The sequence below is a fragment of the Anaerobiospirillum sp. NML120449 genome (assembly GCF_023051105.1).
Lineage (GTDB): Bacteria > Pseudomonadota > Gammaproteobacteria > Enterobacterales > Succinivibrionaceae > Anaerobiospirillum.
This window is the reverse complement of record NZ_JALKIL010000012.1, coordinates 23320-44543: the sequence shown is the minus strand read 5'-3', so window position 1 is coordinate 44543 and position 21224 is coordinate 23320. Positions and strand designations below refer to the sequence as shown.

Genomic DNA, 21224 nt, shown 5'->3' with positions numbered 1-21224 from the left:
TTGCATCAATACAAGCTTTGATGAGCGTATTGCAATGAGAAATTGAGAGAGTAAGGAATAAACCATGGCCCTTTACGTTAACACGAACGTCAGCTCCATCAATGCCCAGAGAAAGCTCAGTAATGCCACTTTAAACCTGAATGTCTCATATCAGAGACTGTCATCAGGCCTACGTATTAACTCAGCTAAGGACGATGCAGCAGGTCTGCAGATCGCTGACCGACTGACCTCCCAGATTAACGGTCTCAATCAGGGTAACCGTAACACCAATGACGGTATTGCCCTAGCACAGACCATCGAAGGCGCCCTGGACGAGACTACCAACATGCTGCAGCGCATCCGTGTGCTGGCTGTACAGTCTGCCAATGGTACAAACTCAGCAGCAGACCGTAAAGCTCTTCAGGAAGAGGTCTCTCAGCTGTCACATGAAATTACCCGTATTGCCAAGCAGACTACTTTTGCGGGTCAGCAGATTCTCGACGGAGCAGGCAAGGGCTTAATTCCTACAGATGGCAAGCTTACTTTCCAGGTAGGTGCTAATGCAGGCAATACTCTGACATTGGACTGGAGTAAGGCTTTTACTATGACAGGCCTGATATCTCAGGTTAAAGGTAATGCAGCTCCTGATAAAAACAATGATGGCATAACTAAGTCTGGTGCAAATTACATTTGGACCATATCAATGGCTTCACTTGCAACTGCCGTTCTTAGAAACATAGACAGCTATATTCAGGCTGTTGATTCCAAGCGTGCAAACCTTGGTGCTTTACAAAATAGAATGGAAAGCACTATCCGCAACCAGGCTAACATATCTGAAAATCAGTCTGATGCCCGTAGCCGCATAAGAGACACAGACTTCGCATCTGAAACTGCAGCTCTTACCCAGAACAACATCATCCAGCAGGCATCTCAGTCCGTGCTGGCCCAGGCTAATCAGCGTCCTACGATTGCGCTGAGCTTACTGGGCAGATAATAAATTCATTACTCTTCTCTCTTTACCTAAAGCGGGCCTTGTGCCCGCTTTTTAGCTTTTTATAAGAGCAGTATGATACTTGCTGTCTGGAGGCCGGTCTTTGTGCCATGAAAAGATTGCGACACGTTCGGGGTTAATACAGTCAAGGCCATTTGACTTATAAGCTTCAGTCATAAAAGAGCCTGTTAGCTTCTGTTTATTGACGTTAAAGCCACAAGGAGCCTGCCTTGAGGGGAGCAATGGCACCTGCGTTGCATGAGACTGTTCATATAATGCAGAACACGTACTTAATGTCTTGCGTGTGTCATGCAACAAGAAATTGAGAGAATAAGGAAAAAACCATGGCCCTTTACGTTAACACGAACGTCAGCTCCATCAATGCCCAAAGGAAGCTCAGTAATGCCACTTTAAACCTGAATGTCTCTTATCAGAGACTGTCTTCAGGTCTGCGTATTAACTCAGCTAAGGACGACGCAGCAGGTCTGCAGATCGCTGACCGACTGACCTCTCAGATTAACGGCCTCAATCAGGGTAACCGTAACACCAATGACGGCATTGCCCTGGCCCAGACCATTGAAGGTGCCCTGGACGAAACCACCAACATGCTGCAGCGTATCCGCGTGCTGGCTGTACAGTCTGCCAACGGTACTAACTCTGCATCTGACCGTAAGGCTATTCAGGAAGAAGTAACTCAGCTCTCCCAGGAAATCTCACGTATCGCCAAGCAGACCACTTTCGCAGGTCAGGTTGTACTTGAAGGTGCAGGAAAAGGTCTTATCCCAGCTGATGGCAAGCTTACTTTCCAGGTTGGCGCTAATGCAGGCAACACTCTTAATCTGAGCTGGTCAATGGGATTTACTCTTTGTGGAATTGCTGACCAGGCAGGAATTAGTCCACAGAATCAGAAAGATACCAATGCCAAGTTTGGCCTTATGGTAAGTGCTAATGCTCTTCGCTTTACAGTTTCTACTTCTTCCAGAGCAACATATACACTGGAACACATAGACAAGCTGATTCAGGCTGTTGACTCCAAGCGCGCAGGACTTGGTGCTTTACAAAATAGAATGGAGAGTACTATCCGCAATCAGGCTAATATCTCCGAAAACCAGTCTGATGCCCGTAGCCGCATAAGAGACACAGACTTCGCCTCTGAGACTGCAGCTCTTACCCAGAACAACATCATTCAGCAGGCCTCACAGTCCGTGCTGGCTCAGGCTAACCAGCGTCCTACTATCGCTCTTAGCTTACTGGGCAGATAATCAATTACTTCTCTCTTTAACCTAAGCGGGCCACTGGCCCGCTTTTTCGCTTCTGGGGCAACAGAGCTGACCGCTTTAATAAAGAGGCATGGATCTGGAGATGAACACGTAAGACGTTGTTTAGAGGAGCCATAACGGCTGAGATAAACTCAAGTCCCACCTAATCACCTGTGCCACGGCCAAATGATATTGACGTCTGGGCAGAGCCTGAAGGCAATAGAGTGCTGACCAGTGATTACTGGCATGTGATGAGAGGTATTAGGGGATTAGAGGTCTTCAGAAGAGATGCGGCGGGATAGCGCCAGATGGGAGGTTGCCGTGGAGGCGACGGGCTGCAGGAGAATTTTGCAGGGCCCAGAAACGAAAAAAGCAGCTTAAAGCTGCTGATTTGCGTCGTCTTTGGAGCAGGCTGACCAGTTTAAAACTGGTTGCGGGGGCAGGATTTGAACCTACGACCTTCGGGTTATGAGCCCGACGAGCTACCGAGCTGCTCCACCCCGCGATTGAATGAGCACATTATATGGAGATGCAGATCACATGTCAACAACTTTTTCAAAAATAATTAACATGACCATCACATTACTGTGCCGCATGGCAGTTGACAAGAGGCTCTCAACCTGTACCAACTCCCTTATATAAGCCATCGAGGCGTCCATGAGTGGGCGTGTATCTTTGTTAAAAACAGAGGAGCCAAAAGTTAAAGAAAGTGGCACCGCTGACAACCTGTGGAATGGGGAGGCGGTCCTGTCCTTGTGTACCGGGGCTTGCTGCCTCTTGAGAGGACGGCGTACAGGCTCCTATATGGCAAGGCTGTGCAATACCACGTCTATCCATATCAGGAAGGTCCGAAGCATCACCAGTATGCTATGTGCTCATTACAGAGGGCTATCTTACAGGTATGGCAGAGCAGGTATACGAGGAGCCTGCAGCACAGGTATACGAATAGCCTGCAGCAACTCCAGCCATGCTGAGAGCTGGGGCATACCTCTGACAGCCGTCTCAATACCTGCCCTCAGGCGTGAACCACTGTACAGGGCTCATTACCGTGATCGTGCCTGACTGCAAAGCAAACTGGCATGGCTAATCGACACCAGCAGTAAAGGGCGGTAAAGGCAGTAGAGCACTTATGAGGGAAAGTATGGTGAGGATAGAGGGAATGTAAGGCAGGGGACAGCGCAGGACAGTCATTCAGGAAGGACAGTTTGAGCAGCCAGACCTCCGGATGATGCCGGAGGCTGGAGCGGGTCCGGCCGGTGAGGCAGGTGGCCGGGCCGTATGGCAGTAAGACAGCACCTGGGGCTGTCTTATCTGCCGTGCAGGATTAGTTCTGCTGGGCTGTGGTGAACACTGAGTTCTCGCCACCATATGGATTAGGGGCATAGGACTCGGCATCCCAGTCGTTGTCAAATTGCTCCTGACCATCAGGCATGACGTACTTGAAACGGTACTGGTAGCTTGGCTGCAGGCCGGTCAGCACGGAAATGGAACCGCAGAAGGTACCATTCTTCATAGGCTTCATGGCAACTGGCTCCCAGCCATTGTGTTCACAGATTAAGTAAATCTTTTGAGCGCCCAGAGTGGCTTCCTTCTTGATGTAGAAAGTAATGGTGACTTTCTTGCCATCCTTGGTCAGGCGTTTGGAGATACTCATTCAAAACCTCGTTATTGATGCAGGACTCATACGTCCCATAAGCCAGGTCACAACCTCCAGGACATTGAGGCGTACCTTGTCATGTTGTGCAATACCTGCCTGCAGCAGGGGCGTATGGTCATATCAGTTACCTCTGCCATAACGGCCGAATGTTGCTGTTATTACAGCCCTGATGGCAGGAGATAACCTGTACATTTTCTTGACGCGTATAATTGCAATACTGGTTCAAAGAATATGCTGACTGTGATTATATGAGATTATCAAGGTCCTGACAAAGGAAAAAACGCGATATTTATCAAAAAAATCAGAGTTGCTCCTGCCAGGTCCCATTGGTACGCCCCTGGTGACTGGAAATTTATTTTGCTCAGCCTGTCATACCATGCCCTAAAAGGTTGCTTACCCCATGGCAGGACCCTTTGGAGGGTACCTGGGTACCCTCCAACAGCAGGGCACCTGGCATCCTGTTAATGGGCACCTTAGGATACCTGTCAGCAAGCTCTTTTCAGGGAAGTTGCCGGACATGTTAAAGGTACCTTGCAGGTGTCCTGCAGTACCCTGGTACTACCTGAGCTCAGCCATGCTCATAGCAGGTCACTAATGCATAGTTTATGGGTACAGGTCAGCCTCGATAATAGGCGGCGTATTGTCTGGTGTAAGCTCTTATTACAGGTATGTATGGGGCTGCTGCAGGCATGTGCAGGACTGCCCAACAGCGGCTTACACTGCATACTGCATAGTGCCTTAACAGGTATGCATGCAGGTCGGCCTGCACATCCCTGCATCTGCCTTAACAGGCAGGGTAAAGGTACCCTTGTACAAGGTATGTAGCAGGTATCCAACAGGTCAATTGGGGCTGGGTATGGGTACCTTGTCAGGTAACCTCATGACCACGGTATGTCTGGTCATTCAATGACCACCTTATGGTGACCTGAGGTACTGAGACTGAAGCTTTAATATTGATAACCATGGCCGGTAAAGTTCTGGTCAGGTTAGCATGGGCTTGAGGTTAAATAGCTTAGATACTTGATTTTGAGACGGAGGGATGTGCTGATGGAGGTAAGACAGGGGTGGGCGCTTTACGGGCTGCAGGCAAGAGAGCCCAGCAAGCTTACAAATTGGCTATGGCCATCCATGTGACCTGGTGTCTCACAGGGTATGTCATGCTGGCCTTACAGGCCTTGGGAGTACCTGCAAACAGGGTAGGACATGCTGGCTGTACAGGTCTTTGGGGTAGCTGCATACAAGGTAGGAAATGCTGGCCTTACAGCTCATGGGGATACCTGCATACAGGGCATGGCATGCAGGCATTACAGGTCCTGGGGTACCTGCAAACAGGGTAGGACATTCTGGCTGTACAGGTCTTGGGGGTAGCTGCATACAAGGCAGGACATGCTGGCATTCAGGTCAGCAGCAGGCATTATGTGCTTGAGGGGATTTAGGAGGTATGTAGTGGAGAGGCAGAGCTCCCAGCTGCCACACTGAGACGCAGGCAGCTCAGAGAGTCGGTGCAGCATGGCATTCAGAGTGATAGTCAGTGCTTGAAGGGCAGCTGGAGCGAAAGGTCAGGCGGCCACCCATGCAGGGCTATTGCTAAAGATCATGCGTCCACCAAGGCAGGGATGGGAGGCATGAGTACTGCTTGCCTGGGTGACTGTTTAGGTCAGGCTGGCAGGAAGGTAGCAAGCCTCGAAAGGCCTTCCTGGCTGGCAGGAAGGAAGGCAGCCAGTTGACTGGTCAGGCAGGTCTCCAAGGGCAGGGGCCCTGTTGAGCCGGGGTATTGGGTCAGGAGGGCTCTGATGGCATAAGGATGTGCTGGAGTTCCTTGAGGTGGGCAAGGTCATCTGGCTGCAGGCCCTGGGATGCACTCAGGGACTGCAGCAGGGAGGTGGTAAATGCCTGGCGGAAGTAGTAGCCGCGTGGAGTGGTCCAGGCTGTATTGCCCTCGGTGTCTCTTACCGGGGTGTAGGTAAGGGAGTCCAGGGCCTTGGGACGCATCTGCAGTATGTTGCCCATGGTTCCGTTTATCTCGTGGGCACGGCCGGAGAAGATGAGCTCATTGAACTCGTTGTAGTCCTGCTCCATGATGGCAAGCTGGTCTTTGTCAGGCTGGAAAAAGAAATAGCCCAGAATACGGCGTTCTGCAGGAGGCAGTCCTTTGGGAGCAAAGAGGATGACAAAAAGCATATGTCTTACTTTGCTGTACAGGGATGTACGCTCAAAAGGAATATAGCGTTCTGGATTTATGCTGGCAGCTGAGATAAAGGTGGTCTCACGGGCAGTAAAGTCTGAGCTTACCGGTATGGTCTTAAGCTCAATACCCAGGTCCACAAAGTCAGGCAGGGACTGATTGCTGGCATCAGCTCCTAAAAAGAGTTCAATAATCTGGCCGCTGTAGCCACGGGACTGACGGCTCTGCTCGGGCATATATACTCCGGCAAGCACAGCAAGCTCATTAACAGAGCGGCCCACAATGGCATTGAGGCGCTGGAGCAGCTGCTCCATATCCTTTGGGGGATCGAGCACCAGCGGGCTTTTGAGACTGTTTTCATACTGCCAGCCGTCATTTGCGATTTTGATATCTGCGCTGTTGTTCATCACTTGCTGCGTCCTTGCTGCCCGGGGATAAAAGTAAGCTCTGGCTGCAGTCCTCAAAGAGCAGCTGAGTACCAGTGATTATACATGCCATGGCTTTTACTGCCATGGGAGGCTGCGCTATGTCCATGCTTAGTCATGGGCAGTAGCTGTATTGAGCGGGCGCAGTGATAATCACCCAGTGTGATGGTCTTATGGTGCCACAGGTACCAGGGGCATTGAGCTTGAGCTGCAATGAGTACTCCCATGCCATTAGGGGCAGTGCCGCAGCCAACTCATTGGGTATGCTTATGCAGCTGGGGCTGAATCAGGCTCACGCAGCCATGGTGCAGCATGTTCATGGATGTGGGGGCTTGCACCTGCTTTTGCAGAGAGGGAGTGCCGTGGCGGTGTGCGGCGTGCTGCTGAATCAGCCGCATGGGCGGAAGCAGTATGCGCTGCGAAGCGTTGCGCAGCTGGGCGCAGGCATGGAGTGGTGGTTTGCGCTTTTTGCGGCCGTGGCCTGGTGATTATGCCGGGAGAAGGTGGAGGTGAGGTCGTGACGGGACTGGGAAAGGGGGCGGAAATGGCGGCGGGGCGGGCGCTGATGAAAAATATGATCCTGATTCATTTTGAATTTTTAGATCTGGCCCTTAGTACTTGAACACGGGTATATGTGATAATGCAAAATGTTGCAGGAAAGATGGACAAAGCACGTGCGCACATGCTGCCAGACCTGACAGGTACTCAAAGATACTGTGCCTGTGTGCTTTTTCTGAACTTTTCCCCTGATGTGCTGTCATATCTCAGGCAGGTACAGCTCTTTGGGGCTTGATGACTGAGATGGCGCAGTCTTTTCTTTGCTGGGACAGGTCTGCCACACAGGTATTATTCTGTTCTGAGGAGACCGGGCGGTCTGGCCTGCGGGTTGTTAGATCACTTTGAGGTGTGCATGCTTGACGAAAATGGCTACAGACCAAATGTTGGAATGGTGATCTTTAATTCCCGGAGCCAGGTGCTGTGGGCACGCAGAGCCCGTCAGAATACCTGGCAGTTTCCTCAGGGCGGCATCAAGGATGGAGAAAGCGAAGAAGAGGCCATGTATCGTGAACTGTACGAGGAAATTGGCCTGAAAGCGGATGATGTCTACATTGTTCAGACCTCACGCAACTTCTATCGTTACCGTGTCCCGCAAAAGCACAGAAATTACCCTCGTGGAATCGAGGGTTATCAGGGACAGAAACAGCGCTGGTTTCTACTTGCTCTGGTCGATGAGGCCAATTTCGAGGCCGCCGTACAGTTTAACAGCAGCCGGCATCCTGAATTTGACCGCTGTCAGTGGGTGTCCTACTGGTATCCACTCAGACATGTGATCTCATTTAAAAGGGATGTATACCGCAAAATCCTGGTTGAATTTGCTCCGTCGGTACTTAGACTGGAGCTCAAAGCCAGACGCGACTGACATTCAAAAGGTAATTATGTACCGGGCCCGGCTTCACACAGCATTGCCCTGCACGCCCCTCAAAGACCCTGATTCCTGGCACGGGCAGCTGCAACTGCCCGGATGGCTGCAGGGCCTGTCTGCCAGGCTGCCCTGGCAGGACAGCCAGCCATGGCGCATGGCGCCAGGCCGGGCAGTGCAGCACGGTGCAGCCGTGCGCTGCTGCAGGCTGGCAGTACGAGCGCCCTGCGGGGCTGTGGCACAGAATTTGGGGGATACCCTGATTGCCCCCGGGCCGCAGTCATCCGGCCTTTAACAATTTAAGTATGTTTAGAACAAACAGGTCCTGACAGGACCGTATCCGGCAGTGGCGGTAATATTTGGAGAGTTTTCATGGACGGAAGAATTTTCTTACAGGCTTTACGTCAGATTACCCAGGAGGTCTCAAGTGAGCATGACTTGAAGAAAGCCATGAATCTGCTCGTTCAGCATATCCGTCAGACTACTGAGGCAGACTGCTGCTCTCTTTATCTGCTGGATGAATTTCGTAAAAGATACCGCCTCATGGCTACTGATGGTCTGTCCCAGCAGGCCGTAGGCAAGGCAACACTGCGCCAGGACGAAGGTCTGGTAGGCGTAGTGGGCACTACCAGTGAAATTCTCAACCTGGCCGACGCCTCCGCCCACCCTAATTTCAAATATCTGCCTGACGTAGGTGAGGACGAATACCTGTCCTTCCTGGGCGTACCTGTACTCAATCAGGGCAACCGCCTCGGCGTTCTGGTAGTACAGAGCAAGACCCGCCAGATCTTCGGTGAGCAGGAAGAGTCCTTCATGGTCACCCTGGCCGCCCAGATTGGCTCCATCATTGCCCGCTCCAAGCAGGAAAACAGTGTTGAGGACGACGTGCTCCAGCGTCTTAAGGGCATGAGCTCCACAGGTGAAGTGGCCATTGCTCCTGCTCTGGTATGGCAGCCTGATGTCTCCCTTGATGAGGTCAAGATTCAGCAGTGTGATGACCCTATGATGCAGGTTGAGCTCTTCAACCAGGTCATGTTCCAGCTGCAGATTGAAATGGATCGTGCCGCCCTGAAGATGCAGGAGGGCGACAAGCGCTCTGCTGCCTCAGGCTATGTGTCCAGCTATGGCCGTCTGCTTGATGACTCCGCCTTCCAGGACGAAGTAGTCTCCTCCATTGAGGAGGGCCAGTATATGGCTACCTCTGCGGTCAAATTCGTCATTGAGCGCCGCCTGAAAGATGCCCAGATCTCAGGTCAGGAAGACAAATTTGTCGAAATTCAGGATTTTGGTCAGGTACTGATTTCCCGACTGGTGCATGCCTGCAACCGTGAGTTTGACATTGCCGAGCCTGTCATTCTGGTCATGGAGAATATCTCAGCCTCCATGGTAGCCGAGCTGCCAAAGGACAAGATTGCAGGCTTCGTGGCTACCTCAAGAGTAGCCAGTGCTCATGCCAGCATTCTGGCCCGTGACTTTGGTATTCCATCGGTACTGGGTGTCAACATCAATATCAACGATATTGACGGCCACACCATCATTGTTGATGGCCGCAACTGTGAGGTCATTCTTGACCCTCCTGAGTCAGTAGTGGACGAGTTCCGTCAGCTGGTAACCCAGAGCCGTGAACAGCACGATCTCTTCGATCGTGAGATGAACAATACAGTTAATTGCCTTGATGGCCGCCATATCACTATTGGCCTCAATGCCGGTCTCAACCAGAAGAACTCAGACGTATCCCAGTGCAGCGACAATATCGGTCTGTTCCGTACCGAAATTGCATTCATGCTCTGCCAGACTTTCCCAAGTGAACAGCAGCAGTATGAGTGGTACTCACGCATGCTCGAGGAGTTCTCTCCAAAGCCGGTATGCATGCGTACCCTGGATATTGGCTCTGACAAGGGTCTTTCCTATCTGCCTAACAAGGAAAACAATCCGGCTCTGGGCTGGCGCGGTGTCCGTGTCACCATGGACATGCCAAACATTATGTACACCCAGCTGCGTGCCATGCTGCGTGCCCATCAGAAGTATGGCAACCTTGAGCTCATGATCCCAATGGTCTCCCGCATTGAGGAAGTACTCTTTGTCAAAAAGGCCATGATTGAGGTAGCCAACGAGATTCGTTCCCGTACCGGCCAAGAGGTCACTCTGCCACGCTTTGGCGTCATGATTGAGGTACCATCCTGTGTCTACCTCATGGACGAACTGGCCGCCGAGGTCGATTTCTTCTCCATCGGCAGTAACGACCTCATGCAGTACCTGCTGGCCGTAGACCGCTCCAACCCTAAGGTACAGCGTTTCTACAATATCTTCCATCCAGCCGTGGTACGCTGCCTTAAGGATCTGGCCAACAAGGCCAGTCAGCATGGCCGCCACATCACCCTGTGCGGTGAAAGTGCCGGTGAGCCACTGTCAGCACTGCTGCTCCTGTCTCTGGGCTTTACCTCCCTGAGCATGAACTACTCCTACATCTCCCGTATCAAGTACATACTCAGACGAGTAAGCTACGAGCAGCTCCAGGAGCTGGGCAAAAAGGCGCTGACCATGACCTCAGCAGCCGAAATCCGCTCCCTGTACGAGGTCTATGCCATCTCCCAGGGCCTGGGCAAAATCATCTCCCTGTACCAGCAGGAGCACAACAAGCCGGACCCTAACATAATACCGGCCAAGCCTTAATACCAGGTAAGCGCCACTGAAGTGGCCGCTCCCTGGTGACCAGGCTGGACGCACGGCCATGCAGGCCCGGACGAATGGCCCAAGGCCAGCAGTCCCTGCCGTCCGGCAGACAACAGCTCGCAGGGCAGGGTCCATAAACCCAGCCCATGGCCCCTGCCTTATGGCGTGATATCAGGCCCGCAGCTCTCCCCACAAAGGGAGGGTTGCGGGCCTGAACTGTTTTGGGCGGAGCCTGGCTTGCCCGGCGGACAATTGGGGTACAATAATCCGTCGCTGTTTTAAGCAGTCCTTACGGGCACAATGCCCCTGTACTTTTTTCGGCATGGAGAGCGGTATGCAGGTTTATCTGGACTTAATGAAGAAAATCATGGATGAGGGCACCGAGCGCGGTGATCGTACCGGCACTGGTACCGTATCCCTTTTTGGCACTCAGATGCGCTTTGACATCAGCACTCATTTTCCGCTGCTGACCACCAAGAAAGTACATCTGCGCTCCATCATTCATGAGCTGCTGTGGTTTTTAAACGGTGACACCAATATCAAATATCTCAATGACAACAAGGTAACTATCTGGGACGAGTGGGCCGATGAAAACGGCGAACTGGGCCCGGTCTATGGCAAGCAGTGGCGTCGCTGGGAATGTGCCGACGGTCGCGTTATCGATCAGATCTCCAATGTGGTCGAGCAGATTAAGAACAACCCGAACAGCCGCCGCCTCATAGTAAATGCCTGGAATGTGGCTGATGTGGACAATATGGCCCTGCCTCCATGCCACATGATGTTCCAGTTCTATGTAGCCAATGGTTCCTTAAGCTGCATGCTCTATCAGCGCAGCTGCGACTTCTTCCTGGGCGTACCATTTAATATCGCCTCCTATGCCCTGCTTACCATGATGATGGCCCAGCAGTGTGGCCTCAAGCCAGGTGAGTTTGTCTGGACCGGCGGTGATACCCACCTGTATCTCAACCATCTTGAGCAGGCCCGCGAGCAGCTCTCCCGCACCCCGCGTGCCCTGCCACGCATGCTCATCAAGCGCAAGCCTGAGAGCATCTTCGACTACAAATTCGAGGACTTCGAGCTGGTCGACTACGATCCATACCCTGTCATCAAGGCACCAATAGCCGTATAGGCCACGCACTGTCCAGAAGGACCCAGACCCCATCATCATCCACACCGGGCAGGCCATCAGGCCTGCCCGGCCTGTCTGAGCCCGACCCGGGCCATGCTCAGGCGCACCCATTCGAGCAGTCCCGCCGTCCGGGCCATGCAGCCTGCTGCAAAGGCAGGCCTGTATCTGCACATGCTCTTGAAATGCCAGGGCCAGAACCAGCCTTGACCATGCAGGATGTCATGAAATGCAGACTGTCCGCGCATAGCAAAGCTCTCAGACCTGCACCTTTCATCCACTCCCATCCTATTCCAGCCACGTCCAGCCAGTCCCTTCCGAACCTGCAGCCTGCATCAGCTTTGCTGAAGTATGGGTGAGAGTAGGGGCTTTGCCGTGCCATGGCCGCGTGTGACCTGCACAGGCGCAGCTATAACCAGCGCGGCTCAGAGACCTACATCCATATGAAGTCTGTCCACCATAGCAGCCCTCTCAAAATCCAGTGTGCATGGATCCCCATATGAAAAGCACGGCTGCCAGCTCCACTCTGCCCTCTTCCTGGCCCTTAATAGCCAGCCTGTCCCGTGACCGTCTCTCAAAAGCAGTCCTTTGCACGGACATCTCTGTCTGAGCAGTCCCACCCCATTTGAGCAAGCCGTCGGGCAATTGTCTCCCAGCCCTGTCCAAAGCATAAATCCCCAGTGCTGACATGCTATCTGACACTGATGGAGCTTTAGCTGAACCTGGGGCATGAACCAGGGCAAGGTCCCAGGCCCGAACCTGCCCTGGCGCTCTCCTTTGACCCTCCCTCAAAAAGCTAATCCCTTGCACTTGTGCGGGCACAGAAAATCACAGGGCCTTGCACCAGTGCACATCATTATCACAGACCCGAAACATACCGCTGTCAGCGGCTTTTTTGCTGATAAAATGACCATCTGCCTGCGCAGAGCCGCACAGCACGTTCTGCCTGGCATTTCAGTGTGAACTGCCCCTGAAGAGCGCCATTAATGCCGCTAATCAGGGGCGGCCCCGCAGCTGCTGTGAGCATGGTGCTCACGGCTGCTCATATCCGTAACCAAATACGGCCAGCCACCTGCCAGCAATTAAGGCAGACCGGGCTTTTTACCAGGCCTCTTGCCAGGCCGCGCTCAGAGCAGCAGTCCGCCTGCCTCTCATGGCGATGTCCTTTGCATTGGCTGTCAGACTGACCTGTCAGGCCGGCCACGGGGCTGGCTTTTAGTCTGGAGGACGGCTGTCCCAGGGCCACTCAAGACCGCTCAAAGGCACAGCCCGGTATGCCCCAAAGGCCTGGCCCATGCAGGCCATAATGCCTCAAAGCGCAACAGTACTCAGATTCAGGCAAGCAGAGCCGACCCTTCACCAGGAGCCAGCAGCTGCAGCTGCGCCTGCTGTTCAGGCCTGCCTGAACATCTGGTCCCTGAGGACCCACGAGGCAGCTGCCCTCAGGCCATGATGCCCGCGCCCAGCCCTCGAGCTGATGGCTGGACTGAGCTGGGCTTTCATGGCACAGCCTGCCTATAGAGCTCTGCTATGGTCGGCAGGCTGAGTCCTGTGAGCCGGTAACTGCCTGCACGTCAGGTCAGTATCAGGCAGTCTGCAGCTGACAGGGCTGGAGACAGGCTTTTGCACTCTGGATGAGGGGCGGTCAGACAGGCAGGCTGCTGGTAAGCCGGACAGCTGTTAAGCTGGGCGGCAGTTAAACTGACCGTCGGAATTTGAGCCGGCCTGCCCCTGTCGCAGGCCAGGTCGGCCGGCCTGCACGGCAGCGTCGGTTTTTGTGCCTGAAGCTGCACCTGAGTGGTCAGGGCGCCAGCATGGCAGCAGGCAGGGGGTGCATTCATGCCTGCCTGCCCGCCCGCCTGCTGCGCAGTGCGCAGCACTCAGTGCTCAGCGCGCAGCACATGGCTGTGCCTTACTTGTCCGGATATTTGCGGGATGTGTTGCAGCCACCCGCCAGCTGCCAGGCGGGCCGACAGGCCTGCCTTGCGGAGGCTGGGTGGGCTGACTTGGAGATGTAAAAAGTATGTGTGGTATTGTCGGTGCAATTGCTCAGCGTCCTGTTGCTGAAATTTTGCTCTATGGTCTTAAGGCTCTTGAGTACCGTGGTTATGATTCCTCAGGTCTGTGCTTTGCCAGAGCTGATGACCCTTTGATTATTAAAAGCACGGGCAAGGTCAGTGCTCTTGAGGCTCTGGTAAAAGAAGCTCATGCCGATGGCTGCTGTGGTATAGCCCATACCCGCTGGGCTACCCATGGCCGTCCTACAGTGGAAAATGCCCATCCTCATCAGGTCGGAGCCATTACTCTGGTCCACAATGGCATTATCGAAAACTATCAGGAGCTTCGTGAGCGCCTGAGTGCCGATGGCTATGAGTTTAAAAGCTCCACCGACACCGAAGTCCTGGCTGCCCTGATTGACTCCTGCCTTACCCGCATACTTTCAGATGAGCTCACTGGCAGCTGCTGTGGCGGCAGCGCCTGCGGCCAGGAGGCCGCTGGGCAGTCAGATGAGGGCCAGGGCCAGGATGGCAGCAGTGCCGGCGACTGTGCTGAGCACAGCCCAGGTTACCGTGCCCTGAATATGGCTCTCAGTCAGGTCCATGGATCATATGCCGTGGCTGTGATTGAAAAGAGCAATCCTGATGAAATCATCATTGCCCGTGAGGGATCACCTCTGGTGGTGGGCCTTGGCATTGGTGAAAACTTCATTGCCTCAGATGTGCTGGCGCTGCTGCCGGTTACCTCCCGTTTTATCTACCTTGAAGAGGGTGACAGGGGCCTTATCCGCCGTGACCACATTGAGCTTTATGACCGTCAGGGCCTTAAGGCAGAGCGTGATATCTGCTCCCTTGAGAGCACAGCCGAAGTCCTGGGCAAGGGCGGCTTCCGTCACTACATGCAAAAGGAAATCTTTGAGCAGCCTGAGGCCCTTAATAACACCATGATGGGCCGCCTGGGCAGCGACAATATCCTGGCCGATGCCTTCACTGGCAGCGCCACCGCCGCAACCAGCGCCGCCAACGGCGCAGCTGCCGCTGGGGAGCCAGGCGGAATGGATTTTCTCAGTGTGCTGAGGGATATCAGGCATGTGGAGATTGTGGCCTGTGGCACCTCATTTCATGCCGGTCTGACAGGCAAATACCTCATTGAGGAATATGCCCGGGTGGCCACCACAGTAAACATTGCCTCGGAATTTCGCTATCACAGCAATATCGTTCCGGACAATGCTCTGTTTGTGACTCTCTCGCAGTCAGGTGAAACAGCTGATACTCTTGCGGCCCTGCGCCTTGCGCGCAGCCGGGGCTACCGCTATACCCTGTGTATCTGCAATGTGGCCAACAGTTCTCTGGTGCGTGAGTCTGACTTTGCTTTCCTGACCCGTGCCGGTGCCGAGATTGGCGTGGCCTCCACCAAGGCATTTACCACCCAGCTGCTGGCCCTGAACATGTTAACCGTAGCCCTGGGACGAGCCCGCAATACCATCAGCGCTGAGCAGGCTGCTGACCTTATTGCCCAGATTCAGGCAGCTCCGACATATCTTAATCAGGTGCTGAGTCTTGATGGCCGTATTGAGCAGCTGGCCCATGACTTTGCCGGCAAGCAGCATGCTCTCTTCCTTGGTCGTGGTCTTATGTACCCGGTAGCTCTTGAAGGTGCTCTCAAGCTCAAGGAAATCTCCTATATCCACGCCGAGGGCTATGCCGCAGGCGAGCTCAAGCACGGCCCTATAGCCCTGATTGACAGCTCCATGCCGGTAATTGTGGTAGCCCCTGACAATGAGCTGCTGCCCAAGCTGGTCTCCAATATCGAGGAAGTACGTGCCCGTGGCGGACGACTGTACATTTTCCCGGGCAACAATTTCAAGGCAGAGCTCGACCCGGCCCAGTGCACCCTCATTCCTGTCAATGAAGTACCGCACTTCATCAGCCCGATTATCTTCACCGTTCCGCTGCAGCTGCTGTCCTATCACGTAGCCGTTATCAACGGCACCGACGTCGACCAGCCACGCAACCTGGCCAAGTCCGTAACTGTGGAATAGCCCACCTGTTATCAAGGCAAGCCCCCGCACGCCCCGGCGCCAACGCGCCAGGGCGTGCCACCGCCACCTCTTCCCGCCCAGCCGACCTGTGTGACCGCAATCCTGCCCGACCTCAGCGCGCCTGAAGCAACAGCCATATCTGAGGTCGGCACAAGAGTTCTGCCAGATCTGAGCAAGGTGGCGCAAGCCTGCCATGCCTGATCCCGGCGCTGCATACTGTCAGGTCCTGAGCCATGTTGCAGCGACAGCCATGTTGCAGCGACAGGCCATATTTGAGCCCGACTGCTCGTAACAGTCCGGTCTGATTCTGGCTGCAGTAGCCACCATGGTCTAATCCAGGCCGCTGCAGTCTGCGTTAAGCTCCCAGTCTTACCCGGTCCGCCACAGCAGTGCTGAGCGCCTCACCTGTTGCTCTGACCTGCCTGAAGCTTTCAGGCTTGTCAGGGCAATCACAGCTGCGCTGAGCGCTGCCTGATCCCATGACGGGTACTGGTCAGGGGCCGTTGCCGGGCACATACAGGAACAACAGCCGGGTAAGCCCAGGAGCTGCAGCCGGGCAGCTGCCCTGCAGCTGTCTGGCAGGTCCTGGCACCGGCTGCAGCTGCGGGTCATTATCGGCAGTCAATTTTGACCAGGGGCTCATTTTTTCCGATAATTACGGGATGAGCCCCTGAGCGCCTTGCTGCCCTTATCATGGAGCTCCCCACTAAGGAGTAAATGTATGAGCGGCAGTGGCCGCGCTGCTGGATAACAGCCAGCTGCGCCACTGTGACCGGACCCGGCCATAATGAATCTTGCGCCAGCACTGCACAGCACGACCGCGGACAGTTGCACACAACTGCAGTACTCACAGCAGCGCAGTCAGCGCCGGTACAGCACCAGTAAAGCGTACGTCGGCCTGCAGCTGGCTGTGATGTCCGCCAGACGGCAAGCCCGGCAGTCAGCCGCCTTACAAACAGCATGTCTGCCTGATCCTGTACTGAGCTCTGTGAGCTGCGCTTATAGAACAGGCATCAGGCAGACGGGCAGCTGTGAGCAGCCTGGAGCTGAGCGTGCTGCTGCGCCGCTGCGCTGCTGCGCCAGGTTTTAGCTGTCATGCTTACCGGGCAGGCCCGGCAGTGGCTGTGCTCAAGCCCGGCTGGTTTGAGCTGATATGCAGCTCAAACCAGCCTGCAATGGCTTACCAGCCTGAGCTGACTGCAACCTGGCAAGGCCAGGTCTGGCCAGCCAGGCGCTGCCTGAGTCCGGCAGTGCTCAAGTCAGTCAGGTAGAAAGCTGCAGCGTAGTGCCGGACTTGAGTCCAGTAAGCATGCTGGCTGCTGCCATGACAGCGGCTCAGAGCTGATGCTGATACGTCTTTGCTGGCATCAGAGCCTGACCCTGAGCCAGGTAAGGGCACGCGCCGTCTGCCTGTGGTCTGACCGTGATGATGCCAGCGGCAGCAGCTGCAGCTGCAGCATAGGGCTGCACTGCTGCGCAGCTGCTCTGGCTGTCAGCCTTTTGGCCGTCACTGTGGTGGCGGGCTGGGCTGGCCTTAGTATGTGGGGGCAACACCAATGAGGATGAGTAAATTATGAGTGAGATTAACTGGGGCAAGATTAAGTGGCAGTCCCGTCGCGGTATGCGCGAGCTTGATTTAATGCTGCTGCCTTTTGTCGAGCACGATCTGCCAGGCATGGCGCCTGAAGTGGTCGATGATTATATGGACCTGCTTGATGCAACCGACCTCCAGCTGTTCCGCTGGCTGCATCAGACTGAGAGCCCTGACAGTGAGCGTCGTCAGAAGATGGTTGAGACCATCATTGCCTGTCACGCTACCCGTGCCGGCCGCGAAGGCGTATAAGCCCTGTCGCACTGGCCGGGCATTACCCGGCCTGTCCTGGTAATGCCCGGCGTGGTCAGCCTGGCCGTGCCCGGAGCGTTGAGCTCTGATTCTGGCTGCCGGCTTTATGGCAGCCCAACCTGGCCATGCCTGGTCAGGGCCGGGCAAAAGCCCATGGCAGCATGCTCTGTACTGTGCCCTGATGCCGTAAGCAGCAGGGGCGGCCTTGTTGTGCCTGACTGTCAGGCAGCAGCTGTCTGAGGGTAACTTCGTGGCATAGCTGGACTGTGCATGCGGGCATTGCTGCAACTCTGCAAGGCAGCCCCGGCAGTGCCGCCTGAGGAACATTGGCTGTTGATCCTGCCCAGAGGAGGGTACGGGCGGCAGCGTGCGCAGGCGCAACGCGCCAGGCTCCGGGCAGGGGCTGGCTGCGTGAGCCGGGCGCATGGCGGTAACGGGAGAGCCTGGGCAGCTGAGGCTGCCCCGGTGGGCTGAGTGCAGCCCAGGCAGTGTGAGTACTGCAGGTCTGAAGTTTTTGAAGAGATGATGTAATGTTTGAAGAGTTTACCTTACCTGGTTTTGTCCTTGATGCCATTGAAAAGATGGGCTGGGAAGAGCCTACCCCTGTACAGAGCCTGGTGATTCCGGCTGCTTTGGAGGGAGCTGATATCCTGGGCGGTGCTCCGACAGGTACAGGCAAGAGTGCAGCCTTTTTGCTGCCTGTTATTGCCCGTCTGGCTCAGAGACCACGTAAGGGCGTACAGTGCATTATTCTTGAGCCTACCCGTGAGCTGGCCATTCAGATTATGAACGTAGCCCGCGACCTGCTGGCCTCCCAGGATGAGGCCATTGAGTCAGGTGAGGGGGAAATCACCGAAGCCATTACCGCTGGAACCATCATAGGCGGTGAGGATCGTGCCCGTCAGCGCGATGAGCTGCCTAATATTGTGTGTGCCACCCCGGGACGTCTCCAGGAATTTCTCAAAAAGGGCTGGTTTGACAGCCGTGATGTCGAAATTCTGGTCATTGACGAAGCCGACCGCATGCTAGACATGGGCTTTCGTGATGACATAGCCGAAATTACCCGTCAGCTCGACCGCCGCTATCAGACCATGCTCTTTTCAGCTACGCTTGAGGGCTTTGGTGTCCGTGATTTTGCCAGCAATGTGCTTAACAACCCTCATGAAGTCAGCGCAGGTGAGTCTGACCAGAGCAGTGAAAAGCTCCCTGAGCTGCTTCAGTCACGTGCTTACTACGCAGCCAATGATTCCCAGAAGGTCAAAATTCTTTTCCACCTGCTGACCACAGTGCAGGGAAAAAGCATTATTTTTGTCCGCACCCGCGACAATTTAAGCCGCCTTGCTGCACTGTTAAAGCGTCAAGGCATGGCGTTTGCAAGCCTGCAGGGTGAAAGCTCACAACAGGAGAGAAAAGCGGCTTTGCGTCGTTTTAGTGACGGCGAAGTCTCCATCCTTATTGCTACTGACGTGGCCTCTCGCGGTCTTGATCTTGAAGATGTAACTCACGTTTACAACTTTGACCTGCCGTCAAAGGGCGAGATCTATGTGCACCGCGCCGGAAGAACGGCACGTGCCGGAGCAAAGGGTGTGGTTATCAGCCTCGTTCAGGCTGACGAATTTGCCACTCTCGAGCGCATTGAGCGCTATACAGGACGTACTGTGGAGCGCAGAGCCATCAAGGGCCTGTGTGCCTCCTTTGAGGAGGTGGGTGTAGTCCATCAAAGTGAGAAGAAGCGCAGCCGTGCTTCACCAAATGGCGGTTTTGACAAAAAGGCCCGCGAGGACAAAAAGCCGCGTAAAAAGGTGCGCCTGCGTGATAAAAAGAACAAGGGCAAGCCAGATTTTGCAGCCAAACGTGAGAAAAAGGCTGCCCGCCTTGCCGGCAGGGTTAATGCCGGAGCTGCACAGGGCTCTGAGCCTGACAGGCAGCAGTAAAAGAATTTTAGAGCAGGTCGTAAGCTCAGGTCCTGATTAATATCCGTGCGGTCTCGGCGCCGGGCGGGTTTAACCTGTCAGAATTACTGCCTGGAATCATGCTCATGACTGTAGTCGAGCATGCCTGATTTCCAACTAAGCCGGCATGATGAAAGCATATGATTTTAGGAACTAAGTCAATGGGTGCAACCATTTTGCGTAATGCAAAACTGCACCTGTCCAAGGGTGTACTTGAAGGCGCTGACAGCATTGCAGTTCAGAACCACCGTATTATTCCGGTGGACCCTGTGCTGCTTGAGGACGGCACCTCCGAGGAAATTGATCTTAACGGCATGCACGTAGCCCCGGGCTTTATTGATCTGCTGGTCAATGGCTGTGCCGGTGTCACCTTCTCCTCAGACCTGAGCCTTGACGGCCTTGAGCGTATGCGTCGCTGGCTTACTCTGCGCGGTACCCTGACTTTTGTTCCAACTCTGGTATCAGGTCCACGTGAGAGCATGACCCGTGCTCTGGCTGCCGTACGCAAGTTCATGGACAAGCACCCTGGCGTATGTCCTGGTATTCACCTTGAGGGTCCATTTATCAACCCTGAGCGCAAGGGCTTCCATGGCAGCGGCTATATCCGTGGTATCTCCAATTCCGACCTTGCCTACCTGCGTGACAATATCGACAACATCGCCTACATGACCGTAGCTCCTGAAGTTGTACGCGGCAAGTTCCTCATGGAACTGATGGGCATGGGCATGAAGCTGTCTCTTGGTCACACCAATGCCTCCTTCAACGATACTGTTGATGCTTTCAAGATGGGTGTGAACAACATTACCCACCTGTTCAACGCCATGCGTCCGCTCAACGGCCGTGAGCCAGGCATTATCGGTGCCGTACTCAACGCCCAGACCGTAAGAGCCGGTGTGATTGCCGATGGCCGTCACGTGCACCCTGCCATTGTTCGTATCGTGCACCAGATGCTCAAGGACCGCATGTACATCGTTTCTGACTCTCAGGCCATTGCAGGCTCTCCAGAGGTCATGAACTCCTTTACCGTAGCCGGTACTGAAGTATTCAACGACTCCAAGCGCGGTCTTATCGATGCCAAGGGCTCACTGGTGGGCACCAACATCTGTATGATGGACGGCGTCAAGTTCCTGGTTAAGACCTGTGGTATTCCTCTTGATGAGGCCCTGATGGCCGCCTCCACCATTCCAGCCCGTGTACTGGGCCTTGACTACGAGTCCGGCTGGATTGACCACGGCTATCGTGCTGACCTTATCGTCTTCAACGACGACTTCAAGATCCGCTACGTCATCCAGAACGGCTTCTTAAAGACCACAGCCGAGCTTATCTAAGACAGCCACGCCGCACGCCCCAGGCCCCCAGCCCCGGGGCGAGGCACCAGCCAGCCCGGCCCTGCCGGGCTGGCCCTCTCAAGGGCACCTTTATCCTGACACATGAATCATCATGCCAGGACAAAGGTGCCCTTGGCATTTCATCACCCCAGGCAAAATCTCAACCCCGTCCCGTGTCCGCGCACAACAGGCAAACGGGCAGGTACCCCACCGAATGGTCATGCAGGCAGCAGCCATGCGCCAGGCAAAGCCATGTGCAGGTCAGGCCACGACCATGGCATGGCCCGGCACAGCCCCTGGAGCATGCGTGCACCCAGTGCAGGGCTGACCAGTCAGGCAGATCATAC

At 54.7% G+C, this 21224-nt stretch carries 11 protein-coding genes and 1 tRNA gene; 9 read left to right on the top strand and 3 right to left on the bottom strand.

The genetic code is table 11. The annotated features are described in order from the left end of the window. Positions 1-64: 64 nt before the first annotated feature. Positions 65-973: a flagellin gene (locus MXE41_RS05330; protein ID WP_247099620.1), complete on the top strand. Its 909-nt coding sequence runs from the start codon at positions 65-67 to the stop codon at positions 971-973. Positions 974-1314: 341 nt separating this feature from the next. Next, positions 1315-2232 carry a flagellin gene (locus MXE41_RS05325; protein WP_247099618.1) on the top strand — a complete coding sequence of 306 codons (918 nt, stop codon included), beginning with the start codon at positions 1315-1317 and terminating at the stop codon, positions 2230-2232. A gap of 425 nt (positions 2233-2657) precedes the next feature. Here MXE41_RS05325 and MXE41_RS05320 read toward each other — a convergent pair. The 3 genes from MXE41_RS05320 to MXE41_RS05310 all read right to left on the bottom strand — a co-directional run bounded on the left by MXE41_RS05320 (position 2658) and on the right by MXE41_RS05310 (position 6478). After that, positions 2658-2734, bottom strand: a tRNA-Met gene (locus MXE41_RS05320). A gap of 819 nt (positions 2735-3553) precedes the next feature. Continuing rightward, the gene (locus tag MXE41_RS05315) at positions 3554-3883 is read right to left on the bottom strand and encodes a hypothetical protein (protein WP_246978232.1); all 330 of its coding nucleotides are present in this window, start codon (positions 3881-3883) and stop codon (positions 3554-3556) included. Positions 3884-5665: 1782 nt separating this feature from the next. Continuing rightward, a complete protein-coding gene (locus MXE41_RS05310; protein WP_247099658.1) occupies positions 5666-6478 on the bottom strand; it encodes a MutH/Sau3AI family endonuclease in 813 nt (270 codons plus the stop codon). Positions 6479-7406: 928 nt separating this feature from the next. Between MXE41_RS05310 and MXE41_RS05305 the strand changes: the two genes are divergently transcribed. The 7 genes from MXE41_RS05305 to nagA all read left to right on the top strand — a co-directional run bounded on the left by MXE41_RS05305 (position 7407) and on the right by nagA (position 20877). After that, a complete protein-coding gene (locus MXE41_RS05305) occupies positions 7407-7916 on the top strand; it encodes an RNA pyrophosphohydrolase (protein WP_247099616.1) in 510 nt (169 codons plus the stop codon). 372 nt (positions 7917-8288) lie between these two features. Next, complete coding sequence (gene ptsP / locus MXE41_RS05300; protein ID WP_247099614.1) at positions 8289-10589, top strand: phosphoenolpyruvate--protein phosphotransferase; 2301 nt, start codon at positions 8289-8291, stop codon at positions 10587-10589. Between the two features lie 334 nt (positions 10590-10923). After that, on the top strand, positions 10924-11718 hold the full coding sequence (gene thyA, locus MXE41_RS05295) for a thymidylate synthase (protein ID WP_247099613.1): 795 nt from the start codon (positions 10924-10926) through the stop codon (positions 11716-11718). A gap of 2020 nt (positions 11719-13738) precedes the next feature. Then, positions 13739-15754 (top strand): glutamine--fructose-6-phosphate transaminase (isomerizing), encoded by a 2016-nt coding sequence (gene glmS, locus MXE41_RS05290; RefSeq protein WP_247099612.1) that lies wholly within the window; start codon positions 13739-13741, stop codon positions 15752-15754. 1573 nt (positions 15755-17327) lie between these two features. Continuing rightward, the gene (locus MXE41_RS05285; RefSeq protein ID WP_246978237.1) at positions 17328-17597 is read left to right on the top strand and encodes a succinate dehydrogenase assembly factor 2; all 270 of its coding nucleotides are present in this window, start codon (positions 17328-17330) and stop codon (positions 17595-17597) included. Positions 17598-18127: 530 nt separating this feature from the next. Next, positions 18128-19531 (top strand): DEAD/DEAH box helicase, encoded by a 1404-nt coding sequence (locus MXE41_RS05280; RefSeq protein ID WP_247099611.1) that lies wholly within the window; start codon positions 18128-18130, stop codon positions 19529-19531. A gap of 158 nt (positions 19532-19689) precedes the next feature. Next, positions 19690-20877 (top strand): N-acetylglucosamine-6-phosphate deacetylase, encoded by a 1188-nt coding sequence (gene nagA / locus MXE41_RS05275; protein WP_246978239.1) that lies wholly within the window; start codon positions 19690-19692, stop codon positions 20875-20877. The last annotated feature ends 347 nt before the right edge of the window (positions 20878-21224 follow it).

Coding starts and splice junctions, on each gene's coding strand:
- ptsP (WP_247099614.1), top strand. CDS start 8,289: ATGGACGGAAGAATTTTCTTACAGGCTTTACGTCAGATTACCCAGGAG.
- MXE41_RS05325 (WP_247099618.1), top strand. CDS start 1,315: ATGGCCCTTTACGTTAACACGAACGTCAGCTCCATCAATGCCCAAAGG.
- MXE41_RS05315 (WP_246978232.1), bottom strand. CDS start 3,883: ATGAGTATCTCCAAACGCCTGACCAAGGATGGCAAGAAAGTCACCATT.
- glmS (WP_247099612.1), top strand. CDS start 13,739: ATGTGTGGTATTGTCGGTGCAATTGCTCAGCGTCCTGTTGCTGAAATT.
- MXE41_RS05305 (WP_247099616.1), top strand. CDS start 7,407: ATGCTTGACGAAAATGGCTACAGACCAAATGTTGGAATGGTGATCTTT.
- MXE41_RS05285 (WP_246978237.1), top strand. CDS start 17,328: ATGAGTGAGATTAACTGGGGCAAGATTAAGTGGCAGTCCCGTCGCGGT.
- MXE41_RS05330 (WP_247099620.1), top strand. CDS start 65: ATGGCCCTTTACGTTAACACGAACGTCAGCTCCATCAATGCCCAGAGA.
- MXE41_RS05310 (WP_247099658.1), bottom strand. CDS start 6,478: ATGAACAACAGCGCAGATATCAAAATCGCAAATGACGGCTGGCAGTAT.
- nagA (WP_246978239.1), top strand. CDS start 19,690: ATGATTTTAGGAACTAAGTCAATGGGTGCAACCATTTTGCGTAATGCA.
- thyA (WP_247099613.1), top strand. CDS start 10,924: ATGCAGGTTTATCTGGACTTAATGAAGAAAATCATGGATGAGGGCACC.
- MXE41_RS05280 (WP_247099611.1), top strand. CDS start 18,128: ATGTTTGAAGAGTTTACCTTACCTGGTTTTGTCCTTGATGCCATTGAA.